The organism is Kocuria sp. ZOR0020, assembly GCF_000800955.1.
Classification (GTDB): Bacteria; Actinomycetota; Actinomycetes; order Actinomycetales; family Micrococcaceae; genus Kocuria; species Kocuria subflava.
The window spans coordinates 1-221 of the sequence record NZ_JROX01000212.1 but is presented as its reverse complement, the minus strand read 5'-3'; the positions used below and the strand labels follow the sequence as shown (position 1 = coordinate 221).

Annotated in this window: 1 protein-coding gene; it reads left to right on the top strand. The window is 40.7% G+C overall.

Annotated features, from left to right (window positions below; all coding sequences use genetic code 11):
• A partial coding sequence (locus tag L979_RS16815; RefSeq protein WP_231559527.1) for a hypothetical protein occupies positions 1-221 on the top strand: 221 nt, incomplete at both ends.

The window sequence follows — 221 nt, the reverse complement described above, 5'->3', positions numbered from 1 at the left end:
TTACAAACGCAGTTGGGCTTATCACGTGACAAAGCAACAAAATTAAAAGAAGAACTTTCTACGGTTGACAAAGGGACGTCAGCAGGTCAAAAGAAATGGCTACAACTTACTAGAGATTTAGGTACAGTAGAAACACAAGCTAATAGGCTAGAGGGCGAAATTAAGCAAGTCGAGGGTGCTATTAGTTCAGGCTCTTGGAACATTGACGCTAAAATGGATAC